The sequence below is a fragment of the Azospira sp. I09 genome, assembly GCF_009177135.1.
In the GTDB taxonomy this organism is placed as follows: Bacteria; Pseudomonadota; Gammaproteobacteria; order Burkholderiales; family Rhodocyclaceae; genus Azospira; species Azospira oryzae.
The window spans coordinates 725,749-741,163 of sequence record NZ_AP021844.1 but is presented as its reverse complement, the minus strand read 5'-3'; the positions used below and the strand labels follow the sequence as shown (position 1 = coordinate 741,163).

Annotated in this window: 16 protein-coding genes; 7 read left to right on the top strand and 9 right to left on the bottom strand. The window is 58.7% G+C overall.

Features of this window, described 5'->3' with window-relative positions; genetic code table 11:
* Positions 1 to 100: 100 nt before the first annotated feature.
* Both czcI and AZSP09_RS03395 read right to left on the bottom strand, forming a co-directional pair.
* Entirely contained in the window at positions 101 to 448 is a 348-nt protein-coding gene (czcI, locus tag AZSP09_RS03400) for a cation efflux protein, CzcI family (RefSeq protein ID WP_152089178.1), read from the bottom strand.
* A 150-nt stretch (positions 449 to 598) separates the two neighbouring features.
* Positions 599 to 973: a hypothetical protein gene (locus AZSP09_RS03395; RefSeq protein WP_152089177.1), complete on the bottom strand. Its 375-nt coding sequence runs from the start codon at positions 971 to 973 to the stop codon at positions 599 to 601.
* A 145-nt stretch (positions 974 to 1,118) separates the two neighbouring features.
* On the opposite strand from AZSP09_RS03395, the gene AZSP09_RS03390 reads away from it, so the two are divergent.
* The gene (locus AZSP09_RS03390) at positions 1,119 to 1,802 is read left to right on the top strand and encodes a heavy metal response regulator transcription factor (protein ID WP_152089176.1); all 684 of its coding nucleotides are present in this window, start codon (positions 1,119 to 1,121) and stop codon (positions 1,800 to 1,802) included.
* A gap of 10 nt (positions 1,803 to 1,812) precedes the next feature.
* Positions 1,813 to 3,129, top strand: coding sequence for a heavy metal sensor histidine kinase (locus AZSP09_RS03385; RefSeq protein ID WP_152089175.1), 1,317 nt, complete (start codon positions 1,813 to 1,815; stop codon positions 3,127 to 3,129).
* A 31-nt stretch (positions 3,130 to 3,160) separates the two neighbouring features.
* Here the strand turns inward: AZSP09_RS03385 and AZSP09_RS03380 are convergent, their stop codons facing one another.
* The gene (locus AZSP09_RS03380; RefSeq protein WP_172974687.1) at positions 3,161 to 5,401 is read right to left on the bottom strand and encodes a heavy metal translocating P-type ATPase; all 2,241 of its coding nucleotides are present in this window, start codon (positions 5,399 to 5,401) and stop codon (positions 3,161 to 3,163) included.
* 88 nt (positions 5,402 to 5,489) lie between these two features.
* On the opposite strand from AZSP09_RS03380, the gene AZSP09_RS03375 reads away from it, so the two are divergent.
* The 5 genes from AZSP09_RS03375 (at position 5,490) to AZSP09_RS03355 (ending at position 11,017) form a co-directional block, all read left to right on the top strand.
* On the top strand, positions 5,490 to 5,825 hold the full coding sequence (locus tag AZSP09_RS03375; RefSeq protein WP_109041809.1) for a YnfA family protein: 336 nt from the start codon (positions 5,490 to 5,492) through the stop codon (positions 5,823 to 5,825).
* 22 nt (positions 5,826 to 5,847) lie between these two features.
* Positions 5,848 to 6,312, top strand: a complete 465-nt coding sequence (cadR, locus tag AZSP09_RS03370; RefSeq protein ID WP_109041810.1) for a Cd(II)/Pb(II)-responsive transcriptional regulator — start codon at positions 5,848 to 5,850, stop codon at positions 6,310 to 6,312.
* A 4-nt stretch (positions 6,313 to 6,316) separates the two neighbouring features.
* Positions 6,317 to 7,600 carry a site-specific integrase gene (locus AZSP09_RS03365; RefSeq protein ID WP_152089174.1) on the top strand — a complete coding sequence of 428 codons (1,284 nt, stop codon included), beginning with the start codon at positions 6,317 to 6,319 and terminating at the stop codon, positions 7,598 to 7,600.
* Positions 7,601 to 7,606: 6 nt separating this feature from the next.
* Positions 7,607 to 10,609 carry a Tn3 family transposase gene (locus tag AZSP09_RS03360; RefSeq protein WP_109041812.1) on the top strand — a complete coding sequence of 1,001 codons (3,003 nt, stop codon included), beginning with the start codon at positions 7,607 to 7,609 and terminating at the stop codon, positions 10,607 to 10,609.
* A gap of 75 nt (positions 10,610 to 10,684) precedes the next feature.
* The gene (locus tag AZSP09_RS03355) at positions 10,685 to 11,017 is read left to right on the top strand and encodes a hypothetical protein (RefSeq protein WP_152089173.1); all 333 of its coding nucleotides are present in this window, start codon (positions 10,685 to 10,687) and stop codon (positions 11,015 to 11,017) included.
* 128 nt (positions 11,018 to 11,145) lie between these two features.
* On the opposite strand, the gene AZSP09_RS03350 is transcribed toward AZSP09_RS03355, so the two are convergent.
* From AZSP09_RS03350 to AZSP09_RS03325, 6 genes are all read right to left on the bottom strand, one after another.
* Positions 11,146 to 11,595: a ribonuclease HI family protein gene (locus tag AZSP09_RS03350; RefSeq protein ID WP_197739044.1), complete on the bottom strand. Its 450-nt coding sequence runs from the start codon at positions 11,593 to 11,595 to the stop codon at positions 11,146 to 11,148.
* A 1-nt stretch (position 11,596) separates the two neighbouring features.
* Positions 11,597 to 12,379, bottom strand: coding sequence for a hypothetical protein (locus tag AZSP09_RS03345; protein WP_130458524.1), 783 nt, complete (start codon positions 12,377 to 12,379; stop codon positions 11,597 to 11,599).
* An 8-nt stretch (positions 12,380 to 12,387) separates the two neighbouring features.
* Positions 12,388 to 13,473, bottom strand: coding sequence for a TRAP transporter substrate-binding protein (locus AZSP09_RS03340; RefSeq protein WP_152089171.1), 1,086 nt, complete (start codon positions 13,471 to 13,473; stop codon positions 12,388 to 12,390).
* Positions 13,474 to 13,541: 68 nt separating this feature from the next.
* The gene (locus tag AZSP09_RS03335; protein WP_152089170.1) at positions 13,542 to 14,186 is read right to left on the bottom strand and encodes an ankyrin repeat domain-containing protein; all 645 of its coding nucleotides are present in this window, start codon (positions 14,184 to 14,186) and stop codon (positions 13,542 to 13,544) included.
* A gap of 16 nt (positions 14,187 to 14,202) precedes the next feature.
* Positions 14,203 to 14,985 (bottom strand): TatD family hydrolase, encoded by a 783-nt coding sequence (locus tag AZSP09_RS03330; RefSeq protein ID WP_130458527.1) that lies wholly within the window; start codon positions 14,983 to 14,985, stop codon positions 14,203 to 14,205.
* 29 nt (positions 14,986 to 15,014) lie between these two features.
* Positions 15,015 to 15,401, bottom strand: a complete 387-nt coding sequence (locus tag AZSP09_RS03325) for a PilZ domain-containing protein (RefSeq protein ID WP_014237684.1) — start codon at positions 15,399 to 15,401, stop codon at positions 15,015 to 15,017.
* Positions 15,402 to 15,415 lie beyond the last annotated feature (14 nt).

Below are 15,415 nucleotides of genomic sequence, written 5' to 3'. Positions count from 1 at the left end.
ACATAGGGAATCGGCGGGGCGCCATCCGGTAAGCGGCATGGCGAAAGTAGCAGCTGATGCTGCTACAGACAGGTGGGCAACAACAACCCAGCCCCGCCGATTAGGCGGGGAAGAACCAGTTGGGACGTTCAGGTTGGTCGCCGTATAGCGACACCTGGTAATGAAGGTGCTGCAGGTGTTCTGTCACAATCTCAGCTATCGGTACGACCGTGGTCGTACTTGTCATAGCCGCAAGACAACCTGCATGGCACACCGCACAATCATTGTCGGCGTTGACAAGCGATCCCTTGGCATCTTTGGCAACATCATTGGCCTGATGCTTGTGCTCATGGTGACCAAAATGCTGAGCGGTCTGATCGGTTTCATGCAGACAATAGGAAGCCGCCATCGTCCAACTGAATTGGAGCGGTAGGAACACCAGGAGAAAGATGGAGAACCAGCGGCGCATGGAAGAAATCTTAACAGAACCGGGAGTACCCCAGAAGCGAAGTATCGAAGAGAGTTTGATGGCCAGCCCGAGCGCAGAGGGCGCTATTAAAAAAGTTGATGGCCAAGATAAGATTGCCTCTTGGCCATCACTTGAGCACAGCCCTGAATCTTAAGAGCGATACAATTCGTCACGCTGCTTCCGCTCTTCCGGGCTCATCTCCAGAGAGGGTTTCGGCGTCTTGTGGTCGAATTTATCAACATCTTGCCATTTACCATCACGATAGGCATATTCGTGCTGAATAAGCACCCACCCCAGTTCACCACCCACATAGCGATATTGACCATCAGCACTGACAGGATTGCGTTTGAACTCATCCAGTTCCTTCTGGACTTGTTGAGTCGCTTGGCCACCAGCACTGTGCGACGGGTAGAACGCAGTAGAACCACCAGCACCACTGTGGATCACGGACTCCGCAGATGCCATTCCCGATGCGCCAAAGCCGGCGCAAAGAATGGTGATGGAAAGTACTTGTTTGGTTTTCATGTCAGGTCTCCTTTTACCAAATGTCGTTTCAATAGATTTTTGCCATGCCAGTCAGTTAGCTGGCATGGCTCAACTATATGAAATGACCTCTGACAGAAGCCCAACAGGAAGTTTACAAAATTGACATCATTCGATTCGTGAAGAAATGAAACTACTGGTTATCGAAGATGAGAAAAAGCTTGCCCAGTATCTGCAGAAGGGATTGAGTACCGCCGGCTTCGTCGTGGACCTTGCTCACGATGGCATTACTGGGCTTCACATGAGTCTAGAGTTCGATTACGCGGCCATCATCCTCGACTCCATGCTACCCGGCATGGATGGGCTTTCAATATTGGCCGCTTTACGCACCAAGAAACAAACACCGGTCTTGATGCTGACCGCGCTGGGTAAAGTGGAAGACCGGGTTACCGGTTTGCAGGCCGGTGCCGATGATTATCTGGTTAAGCCATTTGCCTTTTCTGAGCTGATTGCCCGAATCCAGGGGCTGCTACGCCGGTCTGCGCCGCAGCAGCCGGACGCCCAGTCGAACCGTCTGATATTGCACGATCTTGAAATGGACCTGGTTCGTCGTAAGGTTCTCAGGAACGGTCAGCGTATCGACCTGAGCGCCAAGGAGTTTCTGCTGCTTTCTCTATTTCTCAGGAAACAAGGCGAGGTGCTGTCGCGAACCGAGATTGCCGAGCAGGTTTGGGATATGAATTTTGACAGCAACACCAACGTAGTCGAAGTTTCAATCAAGCGACTTCGCGCCAAAATGGATACACCTTTCGAGACGCCGTTGCTGCACACCGTACGCGGCATGGGTTACATCCTCGAACTACGCGAATGAGACTAAAAGGATGAGCAACCCAACGCTGAGTGGTCGCCTCATACGCTGGCTCGCTTCGCTGAGTTTGGGGGTCCTGGGATGTTTGTGCCTCGGCGTTTATTTCTCGGTCAAAGCCAACCTTGAAGCACAACAGGATCTGCGTCTTGAAAAGCTAAGTACGGCGATTCATCACCTGTTTGAAGAAACACCGGCACACCGGCAACCAGGGGCGCTTGAGCACGGCCTAGAAGACCTTCTGAAAATCAATCGGGACTCCCATCTCAAGTTAATCGATCGGCAGGGTGGGGCCCGCTTCATTTCGATGCCGAGTGCATGGCCATCAAAAGCTCGTTTTTATTCGCTTGCGCTCCCCGACAAAGCCCAGAGGACAAATTTCTCTGTTGCCGAGTTGGCGCTCGATATCGCACCCGATGAGGCGATTCTGGATCGCCTCGCAGCCATCCTCTGGGGTGCTGCATTAATCGGAAGTACCGCAATCACACTAGGTGGCTACCTGATCGTTTATTTGGGACTGGCCCCCATTCGGACGCTGGCTGAGCAAACGCACAGCCTCGCGGTCCTTTCCCTCGACAAGCGGCTAGAGACAGAAGGGATTCCTGCCGAGCTACAAATCCTCGTCGATCAATTCAACGATTTGCTGAACCGATTGGAAAAAGCTTATCAACAGCTTGAAGGGTTCAATGCCGATGTGGCGCACGAATTGAGAACCCCATTGGCGAACATCATCGCCAGTAGCGAGTTGGCCTTGCGTGGCAACGACAAGGACGAGCACCTGCGCGATTGCATCGGTTCGAATCTCGAAGAAATGCACAGGCTGTCGGGCATCGTAAATGACATGCTATTCCTGTCACATGCCGACCGGGGTGCCAAAGCCCGGCGGGTTCCTGTTCCAAGCCTTGCCCAACTCTGCACCGAAGTAGCTGACTACTACGAAGCCGTACTGCTCGATTCCGACCTCAAATGGTCTATCGAAGGTGATGCATCAGGACAGTACGACACGGCACTGCTGCGGCGAGTTGTATCCAATCTTCTGAATAATGCGGCCCGGCATGCCGATCACGGAAGTTCAATCGTGATTCGTATTGCTATGGAAAATAACGGACAGGTCAAGCTCTCGGTGATCAACCGAGGTGAGCCAATTCCAGCTATGAGCCTGGCTCATATCTTTGATCGTTTTTTCCGCGTAGATGCATCGCGTAGCCAAGGCCATCAGAATCATGGACTGGGCCTCTCCATCGTTAGCGCAATTGCCCGGATGCATGATGGGAAGGCTTTTGCAGAATCCTCCCACGGCAAGACTGAAATAGGCGTACGGCTGGCCTGCTAATGGGATCCCGCTGTCGACCACCAAAGGGGCTTTAGTCTTTGGTTTGCGGCACTGAGGTTCGTAACATACGTAAACCGTTCGCAACGACCAGTAGGCTGGCTCCCATGTCGGCAAACACAGCCATCCACATGGTTGCACTTCCAAAGAGTGCCAATCCCAGAAATACAACCTTGATTCCTAACGCCAAGGAGATGTTCTGCCAGAGTACGGCATGCGTACGTCGCGACAACCGAATCGTTTCCGGAATCCGCCGCAAATCGTCATTCATGATCACCACGTCGGCAGCTTCCATGGCCGTATCCGTTCCGGCGGCCCCCATGGCAACACCGATATCGGCTCGAGCCAAGGCGGGCGCATCGTTGATACCGTCGCCGGTCATCGCAGTCGGCCCAAGGCGGACCTGCAGTTCCTCAATCGCGGCCAGCTTGTCTTCCGGAAGCAGATTTCCTCGTGCATCATCGATGCCAGCCTGGCGGGCAATACTGGCCGCAGTCGCCACGTTGTCGCCGGTGAGCATGACCGATGTGACACCAAGGCGATGCAGATCAGTGATCGCTTCCCGAGAACTCTCCTTGATGGTGTCGGCTACCGCAAAGATGGCCAGGACCCGATCCTCGGTAGCCAGCAGGGTAGCCGTTCGCCCTTGGTTTTCATGAACGGCTAGACGCGCCTCAATCTCCGGGCTGCACAACCCGCGATCCTCGATAAGACGGTGGTTGCCCAGTATCAAGGTATATCCATCCAGGCGGGCTTCTATGCCGCGCCCGGGAAGAGCTGTGAAGTCAGTAAGGCCATTTTCGGGCAGCTTTAGGCCGGCAGCGATAGCCTTTGACACAGGATGATCCGAATGACCAGCCAAGCTGGCGGCCCAGGAAAGAACCTTCATCTCCGGTTCAGAGGAGGTCAGCACCTCCTTAGCCACTAGCCGAGGCTTGCCTTCAGTGATAGTGCCTGTCTTGTCGAGAGCGATTGCACGCAGTTTGCGGGCCTCTTCCAGATAGACGCCACCTTTGATCAGGATACCGCGCTGAGCGGCTGCGGCTAGTCCGCCGACAACTGTAACCGGCGTAGCGATGACCAGCGCACAGGGACAGGCAATCACCAGGAGAACCAGCGCTTTGTAGAGCGCCTGTGTCCACGTCCAGTCGAGCAGCCAGGGACCTCCGGTGGCCACTGCTACGGCTATCACAAAGATTGTCGGCGTATAGATGGCGGCAAAGCGATCAACAAATCTCTGGGTGGGGGCCCGCGTGCCCTGAGCTGCCTCCACGGCATGGATGATGCGTGCCAATGTTGTGTTATTGGCGGCAGCCGTCACCTCAAATTCCAGCGTGCCGGTCTCGTTGATGGTGCCGGCAAAAACAGGATCGCCGGTGGACTTGTCCACCGGAATGCTCTCGCCGGTAACCGGTGCCTGATTGACTGCGCTACTGCCTCCTGTTACCCGTCCATCCAGCGGGATGCGGGCACCAGGCTTTACCCGTGCCAGCGCTCCGATGACAACCTTGTCGGCCGGAGCTTCCAGCCAGGAGCCGTCGCTCTGGCGAATCTCAGCGGTTTCCGGAGTCAAGGCGAGCAGCCCTTTGATGGCGTTGCGTGCCCGATCAACGGAACGGGCCTCGATCAATTCGGCGATGGCGTAGAGCGCCATGACCATGGCAGCCTCCGGCCATTGGCCGATCAGGAAAGCACCGGTCACAGCGACGCCCATCAGGGCGTTCATGTTCAACTGGCCCCGACGTAATGCGGCCAGTCCTTTGCGATAGGTGGAAAATCCGGAGAAAGTGATGGCAGCCGCGGCCAACGCCATACCCAGCCCCTTGAACGGCAGGGTATCGGGTGCGAAGAAATCCAACGCCTCGGCTCCGATGGCCAATGCCAAGGCGATCAGCGCCTTGCTGATCTCGCCGAGACCCGTTGGTGTTTCAGCCTTCTGTTCCATTCCGATGGGCTGCACTTCAAAACCAAGCTGGCGAATGGCCTGTAGGGCGCTTTCCAGGGGAGGCTGCTCTCCGTCGATGGTCAGGGTCCGGGCCGCCAGTTCGAAGCGTAGTGACCGAATCCCCTCGATTCCTGCTAATACCTTACGGATATCGTTTTCTTCGTTCGGGCAGTCCATGGCGGGAATCCGAAAAGCTCGCGTATTCCCCAAGGAGGTGGATATGGCGACATCCGACATATCCTGAATGGAGGTTGTGCCGGCCGCACAGTTACCTGAACATGTGCAACGTTCAGATTCATTGGATCGGTGTTTTTCAGCATGGGTGAGCATGACAATCTCCTGGTTGTTGATGCCATTAAAAACCCTTGAGTCACTTCAAGGTCAAGCGGCTACAATAGAAAGGGCCAAGGAGAAGGGCATGTTGGAGTTCCTGAAGATATTGAGTCTTTTCATCGTCACCGCGCTGGCTGAAATCGTCGGTTGCTACTTGCCCTGGTTGGTGCTGACGCAGGGGCGACAGCGTTGGCTTCTGATCCCGGCTGCCGTGTCACTGGCTTTATTTGCTTGGCTCCTTACATTGCATCCAGGCGCCGCTGGTCGCATCTACGCTGCTTATGGCGGCGTCTATGTTGCGATCGCCTTGCTGTGGCTATGGCGGGTTGATGGAATCCCCCTGACACGTTGGGACCTGCTGGGCAGTGCCATATGCCTCGGCGGCATGGCTATCATCGCGCTACAGCCGAGCAGGGCTTGATAGGCGAACTAGGGAGGCTGCAATGAAAATTGGCGAACTGGCGCGTTTGGCGAGAAGTAATGTGGACACAATCCGCTACTATGAGCGCGAAGGATTGTTGCCGGAGCCTGGGCGGAGCGAGGGGAATTACCGTATCTATGGGTCAATGCACCTGGAGCGACTGACGTTCATTCGGCATTGTCGTGGCTTGGACATGACACTTGATGAGATTCGAACACTGCTGCACTTCAAGGAATCGCCAGAAGAAAACTGTGGTGAGGTAAACCGCTTACTGGATGAGCATATCGGGCATGTCGTCCGTCGAATTGGTGAACTCCAAGTGCTGGAAAAGCAGCTTCTTGAGCTACGCAGCCGTTGTCCCGACGACCGTCGCCCCTCAACTTGCGGGATTCTTGAAGGACTGTCTCAATCAGGAATCGGCGTGGAGCCGACGGGAAATCACATTTCCGGCGTACACGGCACCGCATTAAAGTCCCCCAAGGTATAGAGGGATGAGTCAGGTCGATCTCTACCTTGGCGCGGCCGAACGGGCCAATACCCGGCGCAGCTATGCATCAGCCATCCAGCACTTCGAGATTGAGTGGGGAGGCTTGTTACCGGCAACTATCGACTCGATTGCCCGCTACCTGGCTGCGTATGCCGAATCACTGTCACTGAACACACTGAAGCACCGCCTTGCGGCGCTGTCCCGCTGGCACCAGGATCATGGCTTTCCAGACCCGACCAAGGCTCCGAAGATTCGGCAACTCTTGAAGGGCATTCGGACCCTGCATCCGGCCCAGGAAAAGCGGGCCAAGCCGCTGGAACTGGAAATCCTCCACGGTGTTACCGACTGGCTGACGACGGCCACGGCTGCAGCTGTCCGCCAAGGAGATACTGCCGGCACCCTGCGACTTAAGCGGGATCGGGCCCTGGTTCTCCTCGGGTTCTGGCGCGGCTTCCGCTCCGATGAACTGGCCAACCTTCGCATTGAATTCATCGAAATCAAACCCGGTGAGGGGCTGACCTGCTTTTTGCCCCGCAGCAAGGGGGATCGCAACCTGGAAGGCCGGAGCTACTCTTGCCCAGCCTTGTCCCGGCTGTGTCCAGTCGAGGCGGTCGAAGACTGGCTGGCCTTGTCCCAACTGACAGCAGGGCCGCTATTCCGCAAGATTGATCGCTGGGGGCACCTATCCGAGGCCGAACTGACCCCGAGCAGCATCATTCCTATACTTCGAAGGTTATTGAGCCAGGCAGGTGTGGCCGATGCCGACGCCTTCAGCAGCCACTCGCTGCGCCGTGGCTTCGCCCAGTGGGCGGGCATGAGCGGCTGGGACCTCCGGGAGCTGATGAATTACGTGGGCTGGCGTGATGTGAAGGCTGCCATGCGCTATCTGGATGGGGTCAGCACCGATCAGAAGGTGCGTTTCGAGCAGGGCTTGGATCGGGTGCTCCCAGAAAAGCAGCCTGTTTTGCCCCCGCAACTGCCAAGCCTGCCCAAGGTCGCCCTCACAACGATCGAGGTTTCCATCGATCTGTCCGCCTTCAACGGCGGTCGACGCGGTGTCGCCAATGCCTTACGGGACATGGCGAGTACCTGCCTTGCCCGATTTCAGGCGCAACCGCTGGACCAGGATGGTCGTCGATATCAAATCTCCGTCCCGACCCCATCGACAGATGTCCTGGACGATCATCTCTACGCATTGCTCGATGAACTCCATCGTATTGCCGACACCCGTGAGTGCTTTCTGGAGGTAGTCTGCCGCGATCCGGCCACTGGCAGGCACTGGGATTGATGCTACATGACCCAGCTTCACGAGACCGCATATCCCCGCTTGAAAGCTGATCCATCGGCACAGGATCTCGCCGAGATTTATACCCTGACGCCCGATGAAATCGCTTTCATCGACAAGACCGTAAAGCGGCCCGTTGCCCGCGCAGCAGTCTTCATCTACCTGAAACTGTTTCAGCGCCTTGGGTACTTTGTCCATATCAAGGATGTGCCGGCGGCGATTCGCCAGCATATTGTGGCCCAAACGGGGCACCGACCAGCAAGGTTTGACGAACTCCGACAGTTCGACCGTACGACAACGCGCACGGCATTGATCGCAGCACTTCGACGCTACCTGAATGTTCGTCCTCTGGACGACCAAGGGCGTGCCTGGTTGCGGCATATCGCTGAAACAGCAGCAGACAGCCGGCATGTTGTAGCAGACATCGTCAACGTAATGCTTGAAGAACTGGTTCATCATCGCTACGAATTACCTGGTTTCTCCACGCTTGATCGGCTAGCCATCCAGGCCCGGGAGAAAATCCACGATGTCCATTTTGCGAGTATTACCGATCAACTTGATGCCAAGGTAAAAGCCTTGATCGACAGCCTGTTCAAGGTCAAGTCGGGCGATACCAGCAGCACCTGGAATCTACTCAAGCGAGAACCGAAGAAACCGACCAATAAGGAAACCCGCTCCTACCTTCAGCATATCCGTCGGCTCCAGCTACTGGTCGACCAACTGCCAAAACCGGATATCCCCGTCCCAAAGCTCAAGCAGTATCGCTATATCGCCCGCTCGTTGGATGCGACGGAAATGGCGGAACTGAGGCCACAGAAACGCTACGCACTGGCCGTCATCTATATCCGTTCGCAATTTGCCCAGACGCTCGACGATGCTGCCGACCTATTCGTCCGTATGCTTCAGAACCTGGATAACCAGGCACGCAACAAGCTAGGCGAATACCAGCAGGAACACCAGCAGCGGACCGACCGCCTGATCGGGCAATTGAAAGAGATGTTGCTGGCCTATCGGATCGACGGTACGGATCATCAACGCGTGGAGGCCATCGGTGGCAGCCTGATAGCCAATGTCGATGACCTGGTAGCCATCTGTGATGAGCACATGGCTTATGCGGGGCGTAATCATCTGCCGTTCCTCGTCCAACCCTATAAGGTTGTTCGTGCCCAGTTGCTAAACTGCATCGAGATCGTCAATCCCCAGAGCAGCAGCGAGGATGACACCTTGATCCGGATGATGGCAGCGTTGCAGGCGCTGCGTGGCACCCGCCATGAAATCGTCCCACTGTCCTTAGTTGGGCTGAATGCTGAGGAAGATTTCCTATGGCTACCTACGGCTTGGCGAAAACTGGTCGTCTCTGAACGTGCCGATGGACAGATCGTTGCCCTCAACCGCCGTTACTTTGAGCTGGCGGTCCTGTATGCGATCCGTGATGAATTGAAATCGGGTGATCTGTTCATCCAGCATGGCGAGCGCTACGACGACTACCGGGAGCAGCTGGTTGACGACGATACTCTGAATTCTGAGTTGGCCCAGTACGGCGAAGTGACCGGTGTCGAAACCGACCCCAGAGCCTTTACGGAGACCTTGAAGGCGGCTTTGTTGGAGACCGCCGAAGCCGTCGATGCAGAGTTTCCGGACAACGCCTATGCCGAAATCGTCGATGGCCGGCTAATCCTGAAGAAGCCACCAGCCAGCGAACTACCGCCTGGCATCAGGACAATCGACCTGCTGATCACTGAGCATCTGGAGAACATCAGCATTGTTGACGTACTGATCGACACGGAGCGCTGGCTGCAACTGCACAAGCTATTCCGTCCCTTGATGGGAACAGAGAGTCGGATCGAGGAATTGCGTCCAAGAGTAATCAGTACCTTGTTCTGTTATGGCTGTAACCTTGGGCCCACTCAGACGGCACGTTCAATTCGAGGGATGAGCCGCAAGCAGATTGCCTGGCTCAACATCAAGTACATCACGGAAGAGGTACTGGAAAAGGCCATCGTCAAGGTTATCAACGCCTATAACAAGTTCGAATTGCCCAGCTACTGGGGTTCAGGCAAGCATGCCTCGGCCGACGGCACGAAATGGAACCTCTACGAGCAGAACCTGATTTCCGAGCACCACATCCGCTACGGCGGCTATGGCGGCATCGGCTACTACCATGTCTCCGACAAGTTCATCGCGCTGTTCAGTCACTTCATTTCCTGCGGCACCTACGAGGGTACGCACATCCTCGATGGGTTGATGACCAACACCTCGGATGTCCGGCCGGATACCATCCATGGCGACACCCAGGCCCAGAGCTACACGGTGTTTGCGCTTTCCCATCTCTTAGGCATTAAGCTGATGCCGCGCATCCGTGGCATCAAGGATCTGGTGTTTCATCGGCCCGAGAGTAACAAGAGGTTCGTCCATATCGATCGTCTTTTCAGCGACGACATCAACTGGCAGATGATCGAAACCCATTTGCCAGACATGCTGCGCGTGGCTGTCTCGATCAAGCTTGGAAAGATTTCAGCATCGGCTATCCTGCGCCGCCTCGGTACTTACAGCCGAAAGAACAAGCTGTATTTCGCCTTTAAGGAACTCGGCAAGGTAGTCCGAACCATGTTCCTGCTGAAATATGTTGGTGACGTTGAACTGCGCCGGCTCATCCACGCAGAAACCAACAAGTCGGAGCAATTCAATGGCTTTGCGAAAAAACTCTTCTTCGGTGGAGAAGGGGAGATCGCCGAAAACCTGCGCCACGAACAGCGCAAGGTCATTAAATACAACCATCTGATCGCCAACATGGTCATTTTGCACAATGTGGTGGGGATGAGTCGGGTCCTAAAGCAACTACGAGCCGAAGGTTCTCTGATCAACCAGGAAGTATTGGCTGGCCTGGCGCCATACCGGCTGGAGCACATCAATCGTTTTGGTGACTATGTGCTGGACTTCCGACGTAAGGCCGCGGTACTAGATGACGGGTTCCGGATTTTGGAGGCTGAATCAGCAAACCAAGGTCAATGACTATTGATTTCTTCAGGAAAAATCCCAATATCATGAATTGCCATGCACGTGCGTGGTTACTTTTGGGAGATGCTCATGAGCAAGACACTGACCACCAATGGTTCCGTTACGATGAAGAATCTTAATGGGACCTCGGACAAGGACTGTAAGTGCGGATCTTGGTTGGACCACTGGAAGGTCTTCACCAAGGTTTCCTCAACGCCAACATGTCATGTAGCGGGGTGCAATTCACTGGCGGAGGTAGGGGCGCACGTGATACTGCCGAAGCTTGATAATGAAGCACTTCGAAAACTCAACTACATTGCACCGATGTGCAAGTCGCACAACGGCCAGCCAGACACAGAGTTCAGATCCAAGCCCGACAGCGTTTTCGTCAGCGCAAATAAGGCGCTGACCTGCGGAACCTAAGCCTCAATTGATGAGAAGAGGGTAAGGCCAGTGAAAACTGGCCTTACCCTAAACCAAGTTATTTTCCCTTCACGAACAATAAGTTAAGTTGTTTTTTTGAGGATTTCGCACGATTCCCGGCCAACCCTCTAACGGCGGCGTTTGCTGATGGGGCGTTGCACCGGTTCCGTCGTCAGCCCCAGGGCCTGACGGGATAGACGATCGGCCTCGCCGTTGCGGTGCCGTGGCACCCAGAGAAACTGCACCGCCTCGAAACGGGCCGCCTTGGCCAGCACGGTCTGCAACAGTTCTGCCAGATGGGGCACCGCGGTATGGGCCTGCCCCTGCAGGTGGCGTACCGCAAAATCGCTGTCACCACGCACCGTCAGGCGCCGCGCCCCCGCGGCCCAGGCCAGGTCCAGCACCTCGGCCAGGGCCAGCAGTTCCGCCTCGTTATTACAGCCCAGCTGCCCCGGACGCAGGGAAAGCTCCTGCCGGGCGCCGCCGGGCGACAGCAGCAGCCCGCCCAGGCCGATGCGGCCCGGATTGGGGGCCGCAGCGCCGTCGAACCAGGCCTGCCAGCCCTCCCCTGCTTCCACCTTAATGCACCGTGCCCTGGGCCCGGTTGGTCTGCTGCCATTCCAGCACCGTGCGGGCCGCATTGCCCATCACCTGGGAACGCAGTTCCCCCGGCAACTGCTTGGCCAGGGCGCCGAACAGCTCCTGGGTCATTTCCTGGCCCAGGCCTTCCGCCGCCAGGGCGTGGGCCAGGCAGCGGATCTGGATGTCGGCCAGGGTGTTGGCCAGGATCATCCAGCCGTGCTGCGGCATGGCCTGGGGCAAGGCCAGCATCATGCCGCCCAGCTGCTGCAGCAATTGCAGGGCCTCACCCCGGTTTTCCGTGGCGATCATGGTGTGCCAGAGGGCCATGTGGATGGCCTGGCGCAGGTCGGACTTGAAGCTGAAGGCCGCCGTTTCCTCGTTCACCAGGCGCTCGAAGAAGGCCTGGTAGCCTTCGCTCTCCCCGGCCCCGTCCAGGCCGGCGCGCAGGCCGGCCACCATGGCCGAGAGGCCGGTCATGGCGCTGGGACCGTAGACCTGGGCATAGGCCAGGCCCCACTGATCCAGGCCGCTGAGCAGCATGGCCTGGCGCAGGTGGCGGCCGGCATGGTGGTCGCCCGCCTCCCCTTCCCGCTTGTCGTTGGCCCAGCCCATGAGGCGCTGGACGATCTGGGCGATGATCTGGGGCCGCTCTTCCCCCTTGCCCTCCAGGGTCTGGCGGAAAGCCAGGGCAAAGGCCTCCTGGGCCAGGCGGGCGGCTTCCCGTTGCAGGGCGTGGGGCGCCAGGTCGGCGACGGGATCGTTCAGGGTCTGTTCTTCCATGGGGACTCTTATTTCTGCAGGTTCTGCGAATACATGAAGTTTTCGATGCCGGTTTCGCCGATGCGGAACCAGGCCTGTTGCTGGCTGCGGAAACGCTGCCAGTCGTTATAGATCTTGCGGAACACCGGATTGCGCTCGGCTTCCTCGTCGTAGAAGGCAAAGGCGGCCTTGTAGGCGGCCTTCATCACGTCATCCGGGAAACGGCGCAGCTTGACGCCCTGGGCCAGCAGGCGCGTCAGGGCCGGCGGATTCTTGGCGTCGTATTCGGCGGTGGTGAGCAGGTGGGCTTCTGCCGCCGCCACCTCGAAGGCCTGCTGGTAGGCCTTGGGCAGCTTTTCCCATTCCCGGGCATTGACCAGGAAACTCAGCTGGGCACTGGGCTCCCACCAGCCCGGATGGTAGTAGTAGCGGGCCACCTTGAAGAAGCCCAGCTTCTCGTCATCGTAGGGGCCGGACCATTCGGCGGCGTCGATGGCGCCCTTTTCCAGGGCCGGATAGACGTCGGCCCCGGGAATGGTCTGGGGCACCGCCCCCAGGCGCGCCATGATTTCCCCGCCCAGGCCTGGAATGCGCATCTTCAGGCCCTTGAGGTCGGCCAGGCCCTGCAGTTCCTTGCGGAACCAGCCCCCCATCTGGGCGCCGGTGTTGCCGCCGGGGAAGTTGATGACGCCGTAATCCCGGTACAGCTCCCGCAGCAGGGTCAGGCCGTTGCCGAAATGCATCCAGGCCGTCTGCTGGCGGGTGGTAAGGCCGAAGGGCAGGACGCTGTCGAAGGCGAATGCCCGGTTCTTGCCGACATAGAAGGAGCCCAGGGTGTGGCCGCACTCCACGGTGCCTTGCTGCACCGCATCCAGGGCCTGCAGACCGGGGACGATTTCGCCCGCGGCGAAGGGGCGGATCTGGAAGCGTCCCTCGGTCAGGGCCGCCACCCGGTTGGCCAGCACTTCGCTGGCGCCGTAGAGGGTATCCAGGCTCTTCGGATAGCTGGAGGCCAGGCGCCAGCGCACCACCGGCTGGCCGTCCGCCGCCCGGACCGTAGCCGCGCCCAGGGCCGCCGAAGCGCCGGCGCCGAGCAGGAAGTCACGTCGTTGCATGGCAGAGTTCCTCCCGAAACCAGGTTGCTGCAGGAAAAATCGGGAGCGGCCGGAGCCGGTGTCCCCGCTTACTCCAGCACGGCGCCGGCCTGGCGCAGCAGGTCGGCGATTTCCGTATTGTTGGCGGCCACTGCCCACTTCAGGGCGGTGCCGCCGGCCTCGTTGATCTTGTCCACATCCGGCTTGTGCTTGAGCAGCAGGCGCACCGCTTCAATATGGGCATTGCGGGCTGCCACCATGAGGGCGGTGGTGCCGTTGTCGCTGGTGCCGTTGATGTCGGCGCCGTGGGCCAGCAGGTATTCCATCACCTCCAGCTGGTTGTTGAAGGCCGCATAGGCCAGGGGCGGCCAGCCTTCGCTGCGGTTCACCGGCGCACCGCCGGCCAGGAGCAGCTTCACCACCGGCAGATGGCCGCGGAAGCTGGCCAGCAGCAGGGCGTCGTCGCCGAAACGGTTGCGGGCGGTGACCTTGGCCCGGCGCAGGATCAGCTGGTCCACCAGCTCCGCATTGCCGTTGCGGGCCGCCAGCATGAGCAGGGTGCTGCCTTCGGCATCGGCGGTATTGGGATCAATGCCACGCTCCAGCAGGGCCACCGCCTCCTCCGTGTGGTTTTCCAGCACGGCCTTGAGGGTGTCGTCGTAGATGCCGGCCAGGGCCGGCTGGGCAAGGGGGAAAGCCAGGGAGAGCAGCAGGGCTGCCAGGAGCTTGCGCATGGTGGTTCCTCGAGGGTCAGGCGGCCAGGGCGGTGCCGGCGGCAGGGAAACAGCGGAAGAAATTGGCGGTGGTGGCGGCGGCCACCTCCTGCAGGGTGAGACCGCGCAGGGTGGCGATTTCCTCGGCCACGTGGCGCACGTAGGCCGGTTCGTTGGTCTTGCCCCGGAAGGGCGTGGGCGCCAGGTAAGGCGAGTCGGTTTCCACCAGGATGCGCTCCAGGGGCACCTTGGCGGCCACTTCCTTGACCACCTTGGCGTTCTTGAAGGTGACGATGCCGGAGAAGGAAATGTAGAAACCCAGGTCCAGGGCCTGTTTGGCCACTTCCCAGTCCTCGGTGAAGCAGTGCATGACGCCGCCCACCGCTCCGGCCCCCTCCTCCGCCATGAGGCGGATGGTGTCGGCGGCCGAGTCCCGGGTATGGATCACCAGGGGCTTGCCGCAGGCCTTGGCGGCGGCGATGTGGGTGCGGAAGCGCTGCCGCTGCCACTCCGGCTTGTCCTTGTGCCAGTAGTAATCCAGCCCGGTTTCGCCGATGGCGACGACCCGGGGATGGGCGGCCAGGGCCACCAGCTGCTCCACCGTGGGCTCGGCCCCTTCCGTGTGTTCGGGATGGACACCGACGCTGGCCAGCAACTGGGGATGGGCCTCGGCCAGGGCCAGGACCCGGGGGAAGTCCTCCAGATTGACGCCGATGCAGACGGCGGCCTGGACCTGGTTGGCTGCCATCTTGGCCAGGATTTCCGGCAGCCTGGCGGCCAGGTCGGGAAAGTCCAGGTGGCAGTGGGAATCGACAAGCATGGTTTCTCTACGCGGGGCCGCCAGGGCCCTCAGATGGTATGGGTGGCGCGGCTGGACTGGAGCAGGCCGCCGAGCAGGCCTTCGATCTTGCGCCGGGCCTCGATGCCGCTCTCGTCGTTGTTGAAATGGATGCCGATGCCCTGGGCCTTGCTGTTCTGGGCCCCGGCCGGGGTCACCCAGACCACGGTGCCGGCGATGGGCAGCTTGGTCGGGTCCTCCATCAGGGAGAGCAGCATGAAAACTTCGTCCCCCAGGGTGTAGCGACGGTTGGTGGGGATGAAGATGCCGCCGTTTTTCAGGTGGGGCATGTAGGCGGCGTAAAGGGCCGACTTGGAATTGATGTTGAGGGAGAGAACGCTGGGGCGGGCTCCGGCGGCGGCTGGAGCGGCAGAACTTGCGGCATTGGTGTCCGACATGGGGTCCTCGCGTC

What these genes read in the sequence shown, in the direction of transcription:
- czcI (WP_152089178.1), bottom strand. Translation starts at nt 448, where the DNA reads ATGCGCCGCTGGTTCTCCATCTTTCTCCTGGTGTTCCTACCGCTCCAA.
- AZSP09_RS03330 (WP_130458527.1), bottom strand. Translation starts at nt 14,985, where the DNA reads ATGCTTGTCGATTCCCACTGCCACCTGGACTTTCCCGACCTGGCCGCC.
- AZSP09_RS03395 (WP_152089177.1), bottom strand. Translation starts at nt 973, where the DNA reads ATGAAAACCAAACAAGTACTTTCCATCACCATTCTTTGCGCCGGCTTT.
- AZSP09_RS03335 (WP_152089170.1), bottom strand. Translation starts at nt 14,186, where the DNA reads ATGCGCAAGCTCCTGGCAGCCCTGCTGCTCTCCCTGGCTTTCCCCCTT.
- AZSP09_RS03345 (WP_130458524.1), bottom strand. Translation starts at nt 12,379, where the DNA reads ATGGAAGAACAGACCCTGAACGATCCCGTCGCCGACCTGGCGCCCCAC.
- AZSP09_RS03340 (WP_152089171.1), bottom strand. Translation starts at nt 13,473, where the DNA reads ATGCAACGACGTGACTTCCTGCTCGGCGCCGGCGCTTCGGCGGCCCTG.
- AZSP09_RS03390 (WP_152089176.1), top strand. Translation starts at nt 1,119, where the DNA reads ATGAAACTACTGGTTATCGAAGATGAGAAAAAGCTTGCCCAGTATCTG.
- AZSP09_RS03375 (WP_109041809.1), top strand. Translation starts at nt 5,490, where the DNA reads ATGTTGGAGTTCCTGAAGATATTGAGTCTTTTCATCGTCACCGCGCTG.
- AZSP09_RS03380 (WP_172974687.1), bottom strand. Translation starts at nt 5,401, where the DNA reads ATGCTCACCCATGCTGAAAAACACCGATCCAATGAATCTGAACGTTGC.
- AZSP09_RS03385 (WP_152089175.1), top strand. Translation starts at nt 1,813, where the DNA reads ATGAGCAACCCAACGCTGAGTGGTCGCCTCATACGCTGGCTCGCTTCG.
- cadR (WP_109041810.1), top strand. Translation starts at nt 5,848, where the DNA reads ATGAAAATTGGCGAACTGGCGCGTTTGGCGAGAAGTAATGTGGACACA.
- AZSP09_RS03355 (WP_152089173.1), top strand. Translation starts at nt 10,685, where the DNA reads ATGAGCAAGACACTGACCACCAATGGTTCCGTTACGATGAAGAATCTT.
- AZSP09_RS03325 (WP_014237684.1), bottom strand. Translation starts at nt 15,401, where the DNA reads ATGTCGGACACCAATGCCGCAAGTTCTGCCGCTCCAGCCGCCGCCGGA.
- AZSP09_RS03360 (WP_109041812.1), top strand. Translation starts at nt 7,607, where the DNA reads ATGACCCAGCTTCACGAGACCGCATATCCCCGCTTGAAAGCTGATCCA.
- AZSP09_RS03365 (WP_152089174.1), top strand. Translation starts at nt 6,317, where the DNA reads ATGAGTCAGGTCGATCTCTACCTTGGCGCGGCCGAACGGGCCAATACC.